Annotated in this window: 1 protein-coding gene; it reads right to left on the bottom strand. The window is 71.5% G+C overall.

What is annotated here, in order from left to right; translation table 11 throughout:
- On the bottom strand, positions 1-246 hold a 246-nt coding region (locus GTY47_RS25660; RefSeq protein ID WP_010047875.1), incomplete at both ends, for an aldehyde dehydrogenase family protein.

Genomic DNA, 246 nt, shown 5'->3' with positions numbered 1-246 from the left:
CCCAGTTCCATCGAGGTGCGGATCACGGTGCCGGCGCACTGGGCCAGCAGGATGCGGCCGACCTGGGTGGAGCCGGTGAAGGAGAGTTTGCGGATCTGCCCGCCGCGCAGCAGGGGCTCGACGACGCCGGCGGCGTCGGTGGTGGGCACGACGTTCAGCACGCCGGCCGGCAGACCCGCTTCGGTGAGGATCTCCGCCAGGGCCAGGGAGGACAGTGGGGTCTGGGGGGCGGGTTTGAGGACCATG

The organism is Streptomyces sp. SID5464, from assembly GCF_009862985.1.
Lineage (GTDB): Bacteria > Actinomycetota > Actinomycetes > Streptomycetales > Streptomycetaceae > Streptomyces > Streptomyces chartreusis_D.
This window is presented reverse-complemented; position numbering and strand designations above follow the sequence as displayed.